This is a genomic window from Bacillus cereus group sp. Bce019, from assembly GCF_051781745.1.
Lineage (GTDB): Bacteria > Bacillota > Bacilli > Bacillales > Bacillaceae_G > Bacillus_A > Bacillus_A cereus.
The window spans coordinates 76,197-93,215 of the sequence record NZ_JBPWJX010000004.1; the positions used below are offsets into that span (position 1 = coordinate 76,197).

Here is a 17,019-nt window from a genome sequence, read left to right on the forward strand (position 1 = left end):
TCCATTGCGGAGATAGCTTTTTTGTGCATCTTTTCATTAAGATGAGATAAAACGTGGTATAGTAACATTATATAAATTATTGTTGTTTGAAAGGTAAGAAATTGAGGTGTTACATATATGAGTAAGCGTTATGTCGTTGTTGATTTAGAGACGACAGGGAACTCCTGGAAAGATGGGAAGGATAAAATTACCCAAATTGCAGCTGTTGTAGTAGAAGATGGAGAGATATTGGAGATTTTTTCGTCTTTTGTTAATCCAAAGAGAGAGATCCCACCATTTATTACAGAATTAACAGGGATTGATGAAAGTCTTGTAAAACAAGCCCCGTTATTTCAAGATGTAGCCCCGATGATTGTTGAGCTATTACAAGGTGCGGCTTTCGTTGCGCATAATGTTCACTTTGATTGGAATTTTTTAAATGAAGAATTAAGGCAAGCTGGATATACAGAAATACATTGTCCGAAAATCGACACGGTTGAATTGGCTCAAATTCTTTTGCCGACAGCCGATAGTTATAAATTACGTGATTTAGCTAAGAAGCATGAACTAGAGCACGATCAACCACATCGTGCGGATAGTGATGCTCTTGCAACAGCGGAATTATTTTTACAATTTTTAAATGAAATTGAAAAGTTACCACTTGTCACGTTGCAATCGCTTTATGAATTAAGTGATGTGTTCCAAAGCGATATAGCTGATGTGCTTTCTGAAAATATTTTAAAGAAAGTAATGCACGGTAAAGAAGATATAGCGGAGTATGAAATACATCGAAATATTGCGCTGAAAAAGCGGAACTATTCCTTAAACCTTGGAGAAACGTGTTCATCAAAGTTTGATGCTTTCTTGAATAAAACGATGGATAAATTGGAATCACATATGCCAAAGTTTGAAAGAAGAGAAAGTCAACAACTGATGATGAAAGAGATATATACGGCGTTAAGAGATTCTCGTTTTTCACTAATTGAAGCCGGTACAGGAACAGGAAAGACTCTCGCTTATTTGCTTCCTAGTCTTTATTTTGCAAAGAGAAAAGAAGAACCTGTCATTATAAGTACACAAACGGTACAACTCCAACAACAAATATTAGAAAAAGAAATTCCGTTATTACAAAAAATAATGCCATTTTCATTTGAGGTAGCTCTTCTAAAAGGAAGAAAGCATTATTTATGCTTACATAAATTTGAGTATGCTTTGCAAGAGGAAGAAAAAAATTATGATATGGCACTTACAAAGGCGAAGATTTTAGTTTGGCTATTGCAAACTGAAACAGGTGATCGAGACGAATTAAATATTCCTGAGGGCGGAAAGTTACTTTGGAATCGTATTTGTAGCGATGCGTATAGTCCAGGCGGTATGCAAAGTAATTGGTTTAGTCGTTGTTTTTACCAGCGAGCGAAGAATAAAGCTTTATTTGCAGATATCGTTATTACAAATCATGCGTTATTATTTCAAGATTTTTCAAGTGAAGAACCGTTGTTTGCTTCATGCGAACATATTATTTTTGATGAAGCTCACCATATTGAAGAAGCCGCGAGTAGAACATTGGGTGAACAGTTCTCTTGTATGTATTTTCAATTGGTTATATCTCGTCTTGGGACACTAGAAACAGAAGATGTACTCTCCAAAGTATATAAAATGATGAAAAAATCAGAGCAAGCATCTCGTTCAACTTTCCGTATGATAAGTTATAGTTTGAAGGAACTTAAGTTTGATGCGGATGAACTCTTCCAAATGTTACGTACTTTTATATTTAAACAAACAAAGCAAGAGCAAGGAACGAATAATATGCCGCTCATCTATAGGTATAACGCAGAACTAGAAAAAGGTAAGTTGTGGGATAGTATCGTCGAATTAACAAATCGTTTTATATATGAATTAAGAAGGGTAGTAACTGCTCTTGAGAAGCAAGTGGATATATTGCAAAGTAAGTTAGAATGGGAGATGCATGTTGTAACAGGTGAATTTATGCATTTAATTGAGTTGCTGAGAAAGATGGCAGAATCATTACAGTTACTCGTATTAGAAAAGAATTCGTATGTAACTTGGATGGAGACTGAAACGAAAGGGACGATTCATTCAACAGTTCTATATGCACAGCCTGTTCATATTGGTGAAAGATTTGCTGATGAATTTTTAACAGAAAAAAAGAGTGTTATTTTTACATCCGCAACACTAACAGTTAACGATACGTTTGATTATATAAAAGAGGAACTTGGTTTACATGATTTCGCTCCAAATACTTTAAAGGTTCCGTCGCCATTTCGTTATGATGAACAGATGAAATTAATGGTGTCAACGGATGTACCTTTTATTAAGCAAGTAAGTAATGAGCGATATATTGAATCTATATCGGAACATATTGCAAAGATAGCGAAAGCCACAAAAGGCAGAATGCTCGTTTTATTCACTTCGTATGAAATGTTAAAAGAAGCGTATGCGAATTTAAAAAATAATGATGAATTAGAGGGTTATTTATTACTCACCCAAAGTGTGAATAATAGAAGTCGAAGCCGCTTAATTCGAAAGTTTCAAGAGTTCGACAAATCAATTTTATTAGGGACGAGCAGTTTCTGGGAAGGAATAGATATTCCTGGAGATGCCTTAAGTTGTCTTGTTATAGTCCGTCTACCATTTACACCTCCTCATCAGCCGATGATGGAAGCGAAAGGTGAGTGGCTAAAAAATCAAGGTGAAGATGTATTCGGTAAATTAGCGCTCCCACAAGCAATATTACGTTTCAAACAAGGATTCGGCCGCTTAATTCGAACGAATACAGATACAGGAACGGTAGTAGTGTTAGATCGTCGTTTGACGAGTTCTTCCTATGGAAAACGATTTCTACAATCGATTCCTAACGTACCTCTTTATGAAGGACCATTAGAAGAATTGTTAGTACAATTAGAAGAACCATCAAATGAATAAAAATGGAAGAAAAATACGCCTGAAGTACTTATAAACTTCAGGCGTAAAAAATGTGGGTAGGAGGAATTTTATTTTTCTTACTTCTTGTATACAAAATGTGTTGGTTTTCGACTTGAAACCTTTTTTTGCTGTACATGTCCTGCTATAATAGATGGGTGATGAAGCAGGGGTTGTAAAGAATGTACTCTTATTGTAACCGCATTGCGTTCTTCTATAATTAGAAATTTTTGTGTAACGGAGGAGTTTTTTCATGGATAAGAAAATCGAAGTACTATCAACGACGCGTATTAAATATTCGTCGGATTTGTATAAAATTGTTGATAGTTTAAATCGTACGTTAAAAGAGCAGGACCTCATGTTCGGACTAGCATTAGACGAAAAAGATAAAGAAACAGCTGTATTTACGATTTACAGAACGTAGTGATACAATGAAAAAGTGGATCTTTGCAATCATTATTGTTATCGTTGCTAGCGGAATATATGGGGCGTATGTTTATAATAAAGCGATGGGAAAGAAAATTCCAAAAGAGTCGAAATTTGTAGAAATTGCTAAAGAAAAAGCAAAGCTTACAAAGGTGAAATCTGTTGATTATTACAACGGAAAATCTGCATATATAGTCGTGCAAGGTACAGATGAAAAGGGAGAACAACTTATCGTTTGGGTGCCTGAGAAAAAAGGGGATACTGTAGTAAGGAAAAAGAGCGAAGGTATTTCTGAAAAAGAGGCTATACAAAGAACAATAGAGCAAGTCGGCAATGAAAGTAAGGAATCAAAAAGTAAGCCGAAAGAGATTATGAAAGTGAAATTAGGCTTTGAAAATGATGTACCACTATGGGAAGTTACATATATTGATGATGACAATCGTTATAGTTATTACTATCTTGAATTTAAAGATGGAAAATTTTTAAGACGATATAGCATTGAAAAATAGATGTAGGGGGAACTACAAATGAAATTAGCAAAGCGAGTAGCTGCTTTAACACCGTCTTCAACTTTAGAAATTACAGCAAAGGCACAAGCATTAAAAGCAGAGGGTCATGATGTAATTGGATTAGGGGCAGGGGAACCTGACTTTAATACACCAGAGCATATTATGGATGCTGCACATAAAGCGATGTTAGAAGGGCATACGAAGTATACACCAACAGGTGGATTACAATCGTTAAAACAAGAAATTGTGAAGAAATTTACTCGCGATCAAGGTATTGCGTATGATCCATCTGAAATTATTGTATGTAATGGTGCAAAGCATGCATTATATACATTATTCCAAGTATTACTTGATGAGGGAGATGAAGTTATCATCCCAACTCCTTACTGGGTAAGCTATCCAGAGCAAGTAAAGCTTGCTGGCGGTAAGCCGGTTTATGTAGAAGGTTTAGAAGACAATGAGTACAAAATTACAGCAAAGCAGCTGCGTGAGGCAATTACAGAGAAAACGAAAGCAGTTATTATTAATTCACCGAGCAATCCAACAGGAATGATTTATAGCAAAGAAGAATTACAACAGCTTGGAGAAGTATGTTTAGAACATGATATTTTAATCGTTTCTGATGAAATTTATGAAAAATTAATTTATGGTGGCGTAGAATATACTTCAATTGCCCAGCTTTCTAATGCATTAAAAGAACAAACACTTATTATTAATGGTGTATCTAAATCTCATTCTATGACAGGATGGCGTATTGGATATGCTGCAGGAAATAAGCAGCTTATTAAAGCAATGACGAATTTAGCGAGTCATAGTACGTCAAACCCTACTTCAATCGCTCAATACGGCGCAATTGCGGCATATGCAGGCTCACAAGAACCTGTGGAAACAATGCGTCAAGCCTTTGAAGAGAGATTAAACATCATTTATGATAAATTAATTCAAATCCCTGGCTTTACTTGTATTAAACCGCAAGGGGCATTTTACTTATTCCCTAACGTAAAAGAAGCTGTAGCTTTATCAGGATATGCAACAGTTGATGATTGGGCAAAAGCTCTATTAGAAGAGGAAAAAGTGGCTCTTGTACCAGGTACAGGATTTGGTGCTCCAAATAATGTTCGTTTATCATATGCGACATCTCTTGAACAAGTAGAGAAAGCATTAGAGCGCATCCATACATTTATGAAAAGTAAAGTGCAAGCTTAATTTTATATTTCATTCATGTAATATAAAAAACCTCCCTATTAATGGGGAGGTTTTTTTGACGGATTGTGGCAAAAAGAAATAGCTAAAGGTGTGTTATACTAGAGAGCGAGGTGTTTGGTGATGAAAAAGAAAATGATGTTACAGTGGTTTGAGCAGGGAAGCATTGCAATTCCAAAATTACTTATGATGCATTATAAAAAATTAGGTTTAAATGAGACGGAATTTATGGTTGTACTTCATGTACACACATTTTTAGAATCAGGTAATTCGTTTCCGACTCCTTCAGAGATTTCTGAACGGATGACGATAACGGAAATGAAATGTATGGAAGTAATTCAGACGTTGATTCAAAAAGGTTTTTTATCACTAGAAGGTGGACAAAGATCAGAAGCGATGATGTGCGAAAGTTATTCTTTACAACCGTTATGGGAAAAAATATTACATTTCTTAATGGATGAATCAATAGAGGAAGAGCAAAAAGAAAAAAAACAGCTACAAGTAAATTTATATACAGTATTTGAAAAAGAATTTGGAAGACCACTTTCGCCGTTCGAATGTGAAACGTTAGGGATGTGGGAGGACCAAGATCAACATCATCCAAATTTAATTCAAGCGGCTCTTAGAGAAGCTGTAATGAGTGGAAAACTAAATTTCCGATATATTGATCGTATTTTATTTGAGTGGAAAAAGAATGGAATTAAAACGGTAGATCAGGCTCAAAATCAAGGTCAAAAATTTAGAGCGAATCAACAAAGGGCACAACAAATGACAAAACAAGAGACGAAATTTACTGGAAAAGTGCCTTTTTATAATTGGTTGGAGCAGTAATATAGGAGGAAAAATATGCTTAACAAAACGCAAATCCGTTATTGTTTAGACACAATGGCGGATATGTATCCAGAAGCACATTGTGAATTGGTTCATGATAATCCATTTGAACTTGTAATCGCGGTGGCGTTATCTGCACAATGTACGGATGTACTTGTAAATAAAGTGACAAGAAATTTATTTCAAAAATATAAAACACCAGAAGATTATTTAAGTGTTTCTCTAGAAGAATTACAACAAGATATACGCTCTATCGGATTGTATAGAAATAAAGCAAAAAACATTCAAAAATTATGCCGAATGTTATTAGATGACTATAATGGAGAAGTACCGAACGATCGAGATGAACTTACGAAATTACCAGGTGTAGGAAGGAAAACAGCGAATGTTGTAGTTTCCGTAGCGTTTGGAATTCCGGCAATTGCTGTTGATACACATGTGGAGCGAGTGAGTAAACGATTAGCTATGTGTAGATGGAAAGACTCTGTGTTAGAAGTAGAAAAAACATTAATGAAGAAAGTACCAATGGATGAGTGGGGAGTTACACATCATCGTATGATTTTCTTTGGACGTTATCATTGTAAAGCACAACGACCGCAATGTGAGGAATGCAGACTGTTAGAAGTATGTCGTGAAGGAAAGAAGCGAATGAAGGTGAAATAAAGGATGGAACGAGTTATAGAAATACCGAAAGAATTTCACTGTTTACCATTTTTTAAAGAAAGTGTAAATTTAATTAAGTATCATACAGACAATTCTTTTGAAGAGATAATACAAAATACTTACTTTATATTTGATATTGAAAGACAGTATGAGCCATGGAAGGAAATTGAAAACAGCATTCCAGTGATGTTGAATGTATGGAAAAATAAGCATGAAGACATTGCTATACTGTTTCGAAATAGAAATAAGCAAGAGGCTGAGGGGCCAATGATTCTTTTTGCAGCTCACTTGTTATCGGTTGTCTATTGGCTAAATGAACAACCTGTTCATAGTTTGAATGAAATGCAAATAAATACGAATAAATTAAAAGTGCAACCTGTTAATTTTATGGAAAGATATTCATTCATTATAAAGAAACCGAGTAATTATCATTCTTATATTCAATTAGCGCAGTTGTATATCGAAATAGAAAAGCTGTATGTAAAGAAAATGATAACAAAAAAGAAGTCCGCTTCTCGTTAAGAGAAACGGACTTCTTTTTTTGTATATTAGGACTCTGTTGTAACAACAGCACCGTCTGCGTGAGGTGTATCTCCTCCGGGATTTTGGTGTTGCTGTTCTTGTTGTTTCTTAGCCTCTTCTTCAGCTTTTTTCTTGGCCTCTTCTTCAGCTTTCTTCTTAGCTTCTTCTTCAGCTTTTTTCTTAGCTTCTTCTTCAGCTTTCCTTCTAGCTTCCTCATCAGCTTTCTTTTGAGCTTCTTCTTGCTGTTTACGTTGTTGTTCTTGCTGTTGTTCTTGTTGTTTCTTAGCCTCTTCTTCAGCCTTTTTCTTAGCTTCGTCTTGTTTTACTTTATCTTCATTAGCCTTTTTCTGGGCTTCCTCATCAGCTTTTTTCTTAGCTTCTTCATCGGCCTTTTTCTTAGCCTCTTCTTCAGCTTTTTTTGCATCTGGAGTTCCGCCAGGCGCAGTGAAGGATGCACCAACTGCTGGGCTTGTGCCAGTACCTTTTTTCGCTACTACAGAGAAGCTGTAAGTAACACCTGGTTTAATACCACCAAGAGTAGCTGTCGTACCACTTATTGATAGGCTACCACTTGAACCGTCAGTTGCTTTATAGCTGGCTGCATATGCATCAACTTCTGCTGGTCCAGACCAGTTTAGTGTAACTGTGCTAGCGCCATCAAAAGTGACATTCAGACCACTAGGGGCATCTACTTTAATTTGTTTAATTGCATCTTTTTTCGCACCTTTTACGTATAATTCTCCGTTTATTTCTTGTACAGAAGAAGGACGTTCAAAGCGTGATTTATCTGTAGCGAATTTGCTCATCATTACTTGGAACATTTGCTGTGCAATTTTAGTATAACGATCACTAATGTAGTTTTCTGGACCATTCTTTACGTAACCAGTCCATACAGCCATCGTATATTGTGGTGTATATCCAGCGAACCAGCTATCCCTGTTTGCATCAGCTGGAATGCCGTATTTCTTTAAATCTTTTGCATCAAAGTTTTGCGTTCCAGTTTTACCCGCTACGTCAACACCTGAAACATATGCTGTTGGTCCTGTACCACCAGAACCAGGTTTTACTACGTCACGAAGAACGTCAGTTACCATGTAAGCTGTATAGTCTTGCATAGCGCGTTGTTCTTTCGGTTTAAAGCTTTTCTTTTTCCCGTCCGGGAAGGTTACTTCTTTTACGAAGTGTGGTTTATTATAGTTACCACTATTACCGAAGGTTGCATATGCACCTGCTACTGCTAATGGAGAACTATCGTTACTACCAATTGCAGTAGATTCATGTACTCCATTTTCAAATGTCATGCCTAAACCTTCAGCAAACTCTTTTGATTTATTAAGTCCAACTGTTTGAGCTGTCTTTAAAGCCGGGATGTTTAATGACTTCTTCAATGCTTCACGAAGTGAAACGTCACCTTTAAAACTCCCTGTAGCATTTTTAATCTTTGTGCCATCCGAATAAGTATATTCAGAGTCATTTAATTGATGGTAAGTAGACCATTGAAGATTCTCAATCGCTGGACCGTAGTCGAAAATTGGTTTCATTGTTGAACCAACTTGGCGTTTTAAATCAGTTGCCATATTATGACCTTTGAAAGTGGACTTATTTTCTTTACGTCCAGCACCAATTGCTCGAACTTCTCCAGATTGTGTATCCATAAATACGAATGATCCTTGGAATTGATCGTTTGGATACTTAATAAGATTACCATCCATAATTTTTTCAGCGTAATCTTGAGCATCTTGATCAAGTGTTGTATGAATCGTTAAACCATCTGAACCGATATTTACATCAGGATATTCTTTTTCAACTTCTTTTACAACCGCATCTAAAAATGCTTGATACTTCATCTCAGTTACTTCTGAAGACGGTTGAAGGCCCTCAGTTACTGGGATCTTAACGGCGTTATTCATTTCTTCTTTTGTTATATAACCATGTCGATTCATTAATGATAATACGACATTACGACGATTTGTTGCTCGTTCAACATTTTCCTTTTTTGTTGGATCATAAATGTTTGGACCTTGGGGTAAACCAGCGAGCATAGCAGCTTCATGTAATTGCAAGTCTTTTAAATCTTTACCATAATATTTTTGCGCTGCTGTCGCAATACCGTATGAACGGTTACCTAAATTAATCTTATTTAAGTACATTTCTAAAATCTCATGTTTAGAGTATTGTTGCTCTAATTTGTAAGATAAGTACCATTCTTGTACTTTTCTTTTAGCAGTTTTGTCCATCGTTAGAAAGTAGTTTTTAACGACTTGCTGTGTAATCGTACTACCACCTTGGGAACCGAAACCACCAGTGACATTTTCCATAACTGCTTTTGTAGTTCGTTTAAAATCAATTCCATTATGATCATAGAAACGCGAATCCTCAGTTGCAAGGAATGCATTTTCAACTACTTTTGGAATTTGATCATAAGTAACGTGTGTTCGTTTTTCAGCACCGTATTCATAGAAGAAATTCCCGTTTTTATCAAGAAACTTTGTTGATAAAGGATTAACAAGTTTGGCTTTGTCTAATTTTGGAGCATCCTTTACCATAACAAAGAAAGCGGAAACGCCGGCTACAAGACCAACGATACCAAGAAGTAGACAACCTATAAGAAATTTCTTGAAAAAGGAGCCTTTTTTCTTTGGTTTTTCTTCTTTATGTGTTTTTTTCTCTTGATTTTTCACATGATTTCGTTCTGTACGAGAACGATAATTATCTGACATTATACTTTCTCCTACCTTTCATTCTCTCCCCCAAAAGTCGAAAAAAGAGCCTTAGTGATGACTCTATCACGAAAAATAAACCATGTCTAGTACACGGATATAGTCAATCCGAGGGTGATAACCGCATGATAATAAGGATCCATGCTCTTCTATTTCTTCTTTCGTAATTGACTTGCGTCCACCAGTATTTTGACGATTCCAAAATGCAATAATATGTTTTGCATCTAGTAAATAAAATTCATCAAAAAGTGTAAATTTAATAATAACAAATGCAATTCCATTATGAGCAACCACTTGCTTCATATGTTCAATTTGATGAAGGTGGAAGTTTTGAAGTGGGAAACTAGTTTTATTTTTTGTTTCCTTTGCTTCAAAATCGATGTATTTCCCTTTGTATACACCGTTGTAATCTGTTGTAGAAGGTTGTTTAAAATACGCTTCTTTTACCACTGCAGCACTTCGAGCGGGGTAATCTACTTTTACAATTTGAAGAGGTGTAGGCTTTTTATGTACACATGCAATATTATGGGTTAAGTAATATTGATTTGTTTCATTCAATTCCTCTTCAAGGGACATACCTCTATTACTATAAGTATGTGTTTTTATAGGTGTTTTTTGAGGTTGTGAAGCTTGATTATACCTTTTTCCATTTGGGTAACGAATGGTCATAGTGTGTCCACCCCCAACTTGCTAAGAATTACTTACAAAGGTGATTATATCAAAAAATGAAAAAAGATGTGACCTTTTTGATGAAAGGTATGATGACTTATTTATGTTTACATGGAATGATTATATGAAAATGAAACAAAATCGAGAAAAAAATTTTTGTACAGAGGAAGAAAAAGCAATCATTCACAATATTAAAAAGAAAACAGAAATAGCTAATGTGGACAATATTTCTCGGACACAATCTTATCAAGAATATTATTTAAGAAATAGTGAAATCAGGTGGGCCTTTTTAGCGAGTATGGTTTCGAGAAATGCGGGCTGGAATATGACTGATTTAGAAGGGAGATATTATGCTACTGTTTTACCTAGAACGGTAAAAAAACATTTATTTATTCTGTACGAACAGGCTAATTGGATTATTTTTTTAGATGCATTTCCTCAGCTATTATTGTATGAGGAAAGTAAGAAGAGACGTGCACCTCTCTTTCATTTGTTACAATATTTCAACGTATCAATTTTTATGGAAAAAGAATGGTTACTTTTCTGGGAAAGAAGAGATATGAATAGGCTTATGACAGCGCTTATTATAAATGAACAAAATAAAATTCAAAAACCAGTCATTGAGAACACATATTTTAAAAAACATGTATTCCATACTGCACTTTTTAAAGTACAAGAAAGACTTCATATTAGTGCAGTTATCTTCCCAACAATTGAAGGGAGAATGTATGGATTTTCGGTTTATCAATTTGAAACGTTACAACAGCGTATAGAACTAGGAAAAAAATTAGCATGGTTATTGTTTCATCCAATTTATAATGGTTCGTTTTATAAGTTTGCATTGCAAACTACACATACTGGGTCTAGAGAAGATTATGAAGTTTACGCAAAGGAAACTCGAAAGTCTTATACGCCAACACTTAGAGATATTTATCCTGTTATTTTACATGAAGAAATAAAAATGAGAGATTGGTTTTGTGCAAATATGAAAATGAATGTGCTATTTGTACCTGAAGAACCTAAAGGGGAAGTTAATATAACAGAATGGTATAGAAGAAAGAGAGAACAAATCTATAGGCTATCTATCGCAAATCGTTTTGCTAAAAGGATGGATGAGTTCATGATATAATAAAAAAGAAGTCCCGTCTTCCATTTTGAAGACGGGACTTCTTAATTTGAAACAATCCTGCTATGTGTGCTACAACTTTAATCTCAAAACGTAATGCTAGTAGGAGATTAAGGGTGACTTGAAATTTAACTGTTCGTAATAAAGTCTCGCTTTATGTAGCAGGGAAGTTTGGACCATCTAGCTTTGGATTGCCAGTCTCGGGTTTATTTTGTTGTTTGTTTTGGTTTTTCTTTTTTTCATTTTTGTTCTTTGCCATTGTAATACACCTCCTTTTTGTATTGTTACCATTTCTATAAATGACATACGAAATGATTTCTTTGACGAATAACAACTAGTTTTGTCATGTGGGCAGGAGTGGTGAATCATTCGGCGAAATTACATGACAAAGGAAAAGCAAAGAAGGAGGCGTTTTGTATATGGCGATGGTTCAGAAGGAAGATGTAATGAAAAAAATGGATCAAATGTTAAGTTCTCTCGATTTGCTGGAAATGAATATAGGGATTAGAATGAATCATGCATTAAAGGATGCGAGTGAAAAAATATGCAATAAGATAGAAATAACAGAAATGCATATTGAACATATGGAAAATAAATTAGTGCATCACGAAGAGAAAGGGAATTGGGTAAAGACATTTCAAAACGTCGTAGTGAGTGCATAATAAGGTGGGAAAGAAATGAAGAATGAAGCATTAATACAGTCTTCAGAAAAACTCATGCAGTATAATAATGAAGCGAATGTAAAAAAGAGAGAACTAACCGAATACGACTTTTATAAGGATATGAAACCGTTTGTAGATAGGGTAGATGAGGAATTAAAGAAGTGGAAAGAATTAGCTTATAAGTGGATTAAAGAAGAAAAGCCAAAATATATACATGTACAGCAAATTGATCAAGTATATGATAATTTACAAACGAATGTGTTGCAATGCTTTGTAAATAAAGGTAAAGGTAAACGATTCTTTGAAACACACCAAGCCATTTCGTATACTTTGCAAAATATAGTTGAGCAATGTAAATAACAAGAGGGAGAGCCCTCTTGTTATTTTTATGCTTCTGTCATTGTTGTAGGTTTTGTTGCGCCGTTTATTTCTAATTCTTTTATTAATGTTCGATAATCTGAAATGCATATTTTTCCTTCGAGATACCAATGTCTCGCAAAGTCTAATAATTCATTTGCATTCTCTGTGCAATACCCCTTTTTTTGAGAAAACGCTTGTTTTAAATCCCCTAATACCATGTTGATTCCTCCCCCATGAGAATCTTCTTCTTCATTATCATAGCATGGAAGGGTTTTCTTTTTTAATTTTTTAAAAATTTAAACTTCCGACAAAAATAGACAGATACTCCATCACACATATTATTTTATAGGTACATATTATATATGTAGAAACTTATGTGAAGGAGGAGAGAATGCATGTTTCAACAACCTAACTTATATCAGCAAACGAATCCATATGCACAGCAAAATATGTACCAATATAATACGGATACATATTTACGGTATAATATGTATCCTTTCGAGCCTTATTATGGAAATCAAAATTATTATCAACCGTTTGAAGTGTCCTTTATGAATCAAGCTCAACAACCACAACAGCAGCAACCTTATGTGAATCAAGCTCAACAACCACAACAGCAGCAGCAACCTTATGTGAATCAAGCTCAACAATCACAAGCTCAGCAACCATACATGAATCAACCACAGCAGCAGCCTTATATGAATTCGCAATATTATATGCCACCACCATCGCCGTATGCTAATCAACAAGCGATGTTTTATCCACCAAAACAACCGTACCCGACGCAGGGTAAGCAAAAGCAACAACAGCCAAGTCAGTTTTCTAGTTTTGTTTCTCAATTTAAAACATCAGATGGTAACTATGATGTAAATAAAATGATGAATACAGCTGGACAAATGATGAATGCGATGAATCAAGTGACAGGTATTGTAAAGCAAGTTGGAGGCTTTTTTGGTAAGTGATGTTGAAGGATTGTCTATAAAAACAATGTAAATGAAATAAAGGACTAGACAAATTTCCTTGTAATAAATGGGTATATATAACAAACGGCTTTCTCTTTTTTCTCATACTGTAAAGTGTAATCAGATTTTTTTAACGAGAGAGGAGAGAAAAAACTATGCATCATTGTCATCCTTGCTTTGGAGGGCATAAGCCTACAGGACCTATTTGTACGACTGCTCCTGTCATTCATCCGACGAAACAATGCGTAACACACTCTTTTTCAACAACGGTGGTGCCACACATTTTCCCAACACATACAACACATGTACATCATCAACAAATTAAAAACCAAAACTTCTTCCCGCAAACAAATTCAAATGTAAATGTTGTGGACCCAATCGACCCAGGATTCGGTGGCGGATGTGGACCGTGTGGCCATGGTCATCATCATCATCACCACGGTCATCAAATATCTCCATTTGGGCCAGGACCGAATGTATCACCGTTTGGACCAGGACCAAATGTATCACCAGTAGGTCCAAATATCGGACCAAACGTTGGTGGAATATTTAAAAAGTAAATGATATGTTAGAACTAGCGAAATGCTAGTTCTTTTTTTGTAATTGGAGTGTTGATATGAAAGTTATTGCAGTAACAGGATATAAGCCATTTGAACTTGGAATATTTAAAAATGATCATCCAGGAGTGGAGTGTATAAAGAAAGCATTACACCGTAAATTAATCACTTTTGTAGAAGATGGTTTAGAATGGGTTATAATAAGCGGCCAATTAGGTGTAGAATTATGGGCTGCTGAAGTTGTTTTTGAAATGCAAGTAGAATATCCTGATTTAAAATTAGCGGTATTCACTCCGTTTTTAGAACAAGAAGAAAATTGGAAAGAAGATAATCGTGAATATTACGAATTTATTCTTTCTCAAGCAGACCATGTTGATAGTATCACGAAACGGAAGTATGAAAGCCCAGAGCAATTTAAATTAAAAAATCAATTTTTTATTGAAAAAAGTGATGCGCTTTTAGCGGTATACGATGAAGAAAAACCAGGAAGTCCCAAATATATTGTAGAATCAGCAAAGAAAAAAGGGGAAATAGAAAATTATCACAGTTATTTCATTCTTTTTTCTGATTTACAAGATATAATAGAAGAGGAACAGTGGAATAATGCAGAGTAATATGTAATATAGTACTCGTATATATGATTGACAAAAAGCATTGTTTCTGAAAAAATTTAGTTAATGAAAGTTTTGGTAAAAATTTGAGGTGAAGAAAATGATTTCGGATAAAATTAAATTAACAGCGAAAGATATTTTAGAAAAAGAATTTAAAACAGGTATGAGAGGTTATCAGCAAGAAGAAGTAGACAAGTTTCTTGATATGATCATTAAAGACTATGAAGCTTTCCACAAAGAGTTTGAGCAATTAAAGCAACAAAATGCTCGTTTAAAGCGTGAATTAGAGGAACAAAAACTAGCAGTAACGCAAGTTCCACAACAACCTGTACAAACACCAGTTGCACAATCGGTTTATAACAACACGAATACGGATATTTTAAAACGCTTATCTAACTTAGAAAAAGCTGTATTTGGAAGTAAGTTATACGAATGATGTAAGGTGGGAAAAGGTTTAAGCATTTTACATAGAAAAAAACGTTGCAAAATCTTTTTGTTTCCACTATACTAATGGATGTCATAACGTTTGGGTAATCGCTGCAACGCCAACGTTGTAGAGGAAAGTCCATGCTCGCACGGCCTGAGATGGCTGTAGTGTTCGTGCCTAGCCAATTCATAAGCTAGGGTATTCTGGCTGTAAGGCTGGTTTAACGGCAGGGAAAAAACCTAAGTCCTTTCGGATATGGTTTGACTACCTTTAAAGTGCCACAGTGACGAAGTCCTTGAAGAAATGATAGGAGTGGAACGAGGTAAACCCCACGAGCGAGAAACCCAAATAATGGTAGGGGAATCTTTTCCAAGGAAATGAACGACGGGAAAGGACAGGTTTTATAACCTGTAGATAGATGATTGCCACCGGAGTACGAGGCGTGGGCCGTTTGTAGTACAAAGGAACAGAACATGGCTTACAGAACGTTATGAACCAACTATGAAATAACTCAGCTCTCCTTTGTTAGAGGAGGGCTTTTTATTTGTATGAAGTTATAAAGTATGAGTTAAAATGGTTAATGAGAAAATTTTTAGTAAAATGTAATAATTAATAGGACCAATTGCTATTAATTATTGTTTGAATATACATAAGAGGTGAATGCAAATGGGAAAAGTTACTTTAATTGCAACAGCGGCAATGGGTATTGAAGCGTTAGTTGCCCGAGAAGTTCGCGATCTTGGTTATGAATGTCAAGTAGAAAACAGCAAAGTAACATTTGAAGCAGATGAAAAGGCGATTTGTCGTACGAACTTATGGTTACGTACTGCGGACCGTGTAAAAATTAAAGTTGGCGAATTTAAAGCAACGACATTTGATGAGCTATTTGAAAAAACAAAAGCATTAAACTGGGGAGATTATATTCCAGAGAATGGTGAATTCCCTGTTATCGGTAAATCTTTAAAATCTGAATTATTCAGTGTTTCGGATTGCCAACGTATCGTTAAAAAAGCTGTCGTTGAAAAATTAAAAACAACATATAAACGTACAACTTGGTTTGAAGAAGATGGTCCGTTATTCCGTATCGAGATTGCAATGCTCAAGGATATTGCAACATTAACAATTGATGCGAGCGGTGTTGGGCTTCATAAACGTGGATACCGTATGGATCAAGGGGAAGCTCCGTTAAAAGAAACATTAGCTGCGTCTTTAATTAAATTAACAAACTGGAAGCCAGATCGTCCATTTGTTGATCCATTCTGTGGATCAGGTACAATTCCGATTGAAGCAGCATTAATTGGACAAAACATTGCACCAGGATTTAACCGTGGTTTCGCATCTGACGAGTGGGGCTGGGTAGGTAAACAAAACTGGCGTGAAGCTCGTCAAGAAGCTGAAGATTTAGCGAACTATGATCAACGATTACAAATCATTGGATCAGATATTGATCATCGTATGATTCGAGTTGCTCAAGATAACGCAGAAGAAGTAGGTTTAGGCGATTTAATTACATTTAAACAAATGCAAGTAAAAGATTTCACAACAAAAGAGGATTATGGCTACGTTGTAACGAATCCTCCATACGGAGAACGTTTAAGTGAAAAAGCACTCGTTGAACAACTGTATAAAGAAATGGGACAAGTATTCCGCCCATTAGATACATGGTCAGCGTATGTATTAACAAGCTACGAAGCATTTGAGAAGTGTTACGGAAAAGATGCGTCGAAGAAGCGTAAGCTGTTTAACGGATTTATCCGTACAGATTACTACCAATACTTCGGAAAACGTCCACCGCGTAATTCATAGTATAAAACTCCTCTAGCGCGCATATACTGGCTATTATGTAATGCGT

19 protein-coding genes and 1 other RNA gene are annotated in these 17,019 nt (G+C 35.4%); 16 read left to right on the forward strand and 4 right to left on the reverse strand.

Annotation, left to right across the window (positions count from 1 at the left end):
- Nucleotides 1-117: 117 nt before the first annotated feature.
- From dinG to ACS2QP_RS08725, 7 genes are all read left to right on the forward strand, one after another.
- Nucleotides 118-2,922: an ATP-dependent DNA helicase DinG gene (gene dinG, locus ACS2QP_RS08695; protein ID WP_000044961.1), complete on the forward strand. Its 2,805-nt coding sequence runs from the start codon at nt 118-120 to the stop codon at nt 2,920-2,922.
- Nucleotides 2,923-3,172: 250 nt separating this feature from the next.
- Nucleotides 3,173-3,343, forward strand: a complete 171-nt coding sequence (locus tag ACS2QP_RS08700) for a YpmA family protein (RefSeq protein WP_000358352.1) — start codon at nt 3,173-3,175, stop codon at nt 3,341-3,343.
- A gap of 7 nt (nt 3,344-3,350) precedes the next feature.
- On the forward strand, nt 3,351-3,854 hold the full coding sequence (locus ACS2QP_RS08705) for a cell wall elongation regulator TseB-like domain-containing protein (protein WP_000758739.1): 504 nt from the start codon (nt 3,351-3,353) through the stop codon (nt 3,852-3,854).
- 18 nt (nt 3,855-3,872) lie between these two features.
- Nucleotides 3,873-5,060: an aspartate transaminase AspB gene (gene aspB / locus ACS2QP_RS08710; protein ID WP_000761571.1), complete on the forward strand. Its 1,188-nt coding sequence runs from the start codon at nt 3,873-3,875 to the stop codon at nt 5,058-5,060.
- Nucleotides 5,061-5,180: 120 nt separating this feature from the next.
- Nucleotides 5,181-5,888 (forward strand): DNA replication protein DnaD, encoded by a 708-nt coding sequence (gene dnaD, locus ACS2QP_RS08715; protein WP_000728552.1) that lies wholly within the window; start codon nt 5,181-5,183, stop codon nt 5,886-5,888.
- A 15-nt stretch (nt 5,889-5,903) separates the two neighbouring features.
- Nucleotides 5,904-6,551 (forward strand): endonuclease III, encoded by a 648-nt coding sequence (nth, locus tag ACS2QP_RS08720; RefSeq protein ID WP_000933034.1) that lies wholly within the window; start codon nt 5,904-5,906, stop codon nt 6,549-6,551.
- Between the two features lie 3 nt (nt 6,552-6,554).
- Nucleotides 6,555-7,073, forward strand: a complete 519-nt coding sequence (locus ACS2QP_RS08725; RefSeq protein WP_000442652.1) for a YpoC family protein — start codon at nt 6,555-6,557, stop codon at nt 7,071-7,073.
- A gap of 26 nt (nt 7,074-7,099) precedes the next feature.
- On the opposite strand, the gene ACS2QP_RS08730 is transcribed toward ACS2QP_RS08725, so the two are convergent.
- Complete coding sequence (locus ACS2QP_RS08730; protein ID WP_001283091.1) at nt 7,100-9,793, reverse strand: PBP1A family penicillin-binding protein; 2,694 nt, start codon at nt 9,791-9,793, stop codon at nt 7,100-7,102.
- A gap of 66 nt (nt 9,794-9,859) precedes the next feature.
- Nucleotides 9,860-10,462 carry a Holliday junction resolvase RecU gene (gene recU, locus ACS2QP_RS08735; RefSeq protein ID WP_000155598.1) on the reverse strand — a complete coding sequence of 201 codons (603 nt, stop codon included), beginning with the start codon at nt 10,460-10,462 and terminating at the stop codon, nt 9,860-9,862.
- Between the two features lie 103 nt (nt 10,463-10,565).
- Between recU and ACS2QP_RS08740 the strand changes: the two genes are divergently transcribed.
- On the forward strand, nt 10,566-11,591 hold the full coding sequence (locus ACS2QP_RS08740; protein ID WP_000495658.1) for a DUF2515 domain-containing protein: 1,026 nt from the start codon (nt 10,566-10,568) through the stop codon (nt 11,589-11,591).
- 151 nt (nt 11,592-11,742) lie between these two features.
- On the opposite strand, the gene ACS2QP_RS08745 is transcribed toward ACS2QP_RS08740, so the two are convergent.
- Nucleotides 11,743-11,922 (reverse strand): hypothetical protein, encoded by a 180-nt coding sequence (locus tag ACS2QP_RS08745; protein WP_001987054.1) that lies wholly within the window; start codon nt 11,920-11,922, stop codon nt 11,743-11,745.
- Between the two features lie 85 nt (nt 11,923-12,007).
- On the opposite strand from ACS2QP_RS08745, the gene ACS2QP_RS08750 reads away from it, so the two are divergent.
- The gene (locus tag ACS2QP_RS08750) at nt 12,008-12,250 is read left to right on the forward strand and encodes a hypothetical protein (RefSeq protein ID WP_001252036.1); all 243 of its coding nucleotides are present in this window, start codon (nt 12,008-12,010) and stop codon (nt 12,248-12,250) included.
- Nucleotides 12,251-12,265: 15 nt separating this feature from the next.
- Nucleotides 12,266-12,610 carry a YppE family protein gene (locus ACS2QP_RS08755; RefSeq protein ID WP_017673007.1) on the forward strand — a complete coding sequence of 115 codons (345 nt, stop codon included), beginning with the start codon at nt 12,266-12,268 and terminating at the stop codon, nt 12,608-12,610.
- A 26-nt stretch (nt 12,611-12,636) separates the two neighbouring features.
- On the opposite strand, the gene ACS2QP_RS08760 is transcribed toward ACS2QP_RS08755, so the two are convergent.
- Nucleotides 12,637-12,828 (reverse strand): YppF family protein, encoded by a 192-nt coding sequence (locus ACS2QP_RS08760; RefSeq protein WP_000242652.1) that lies wholly within the window; start codon nt 12,826-12,828, stop codon nt 12,637-12,639.
- Between the two features lie 177 nt (nt 12,829-13,005).
- On the opposite strand from ACS2QP_RS08760, the gene ACS2QP_RS08765 reads away from it, so the two are divergent.
- From ACS2QP_RS08765 to ACS2QP_RS08790, 6 genes are all read left to right on the forward strand, one after another.
- The gene (locus ACS2QP_RS08765) at nt 13,006-13,572 is read left to right on the forward strand and encodes a YppG family protein (RefSeq protein WP_000487608.1); all 567 of its coding nucleotides are present in this window, start codon (nt 13,006-13,008) and stop codon (nt 13,570-13,572) included.
- 155 nt (nt 13,573-13,727) lie between these two features.
- Nucleotides 13,728-14,132, forward strand: a complete 405-nt coding sequence (locus ACS2QP_RS08770) for a CotD family spore coat protein (protein ID WP_000546271.1) — start codon at nt 13,728-13,730, stop codon at nt 14,130-14,132.
- Between the two features lie 56 nt (nt 14,133-14,188).
- On the forward strand, nt 14,189-14,743 hold the full coding sequence (locus ACS2QP_RS08775; RefSeq protein ID WP_000862908.1) for a DUF1273 domain-containing protein: 555 nt from the start codon (nt 14,189-14,191) through the stop codon (nt 14,741-14,743).
- A gap of 97 nt (nt 14,744-14,840) precedes the next feature.
- The gene (gene gpsB / locus ACS2QP_RS08780) at nt 14,841-15,176 is read left to right on the forward strand and encodes a cell division regulator GpsB (protein ID WP_438882337.1); all 336 of its coding nucleotides are present in this window, start codon (nt 14,841-14,843) and stop codon (nt 15,174-15,176) included.
- Nucleotides 15,177-15,262: 86 nt separating this feature from the next.
- Nucleotides 15,263-15,653, forward strand: an RNA gene (gene rnpB / locus ACS2QP_RS08785) — RNase P RNA component class B.
- 180 nt (nt 15,654-15,833) lie between these two features.
- On the forward strand, nt 15,834-16,973 hold the full coding sequence (locus ACS2QP_RS08790) for a THUMP domain-containing class I SAM-dependent RNA methyltransferase (protein ID WP_000521224.1): 1,140 nt from the start codon (nt 15,834-15,836) through the stop codon (nt 16,971-16,973).
- Nucleotides 16,974-17,019: the final 46 nt, after the last annotated feature.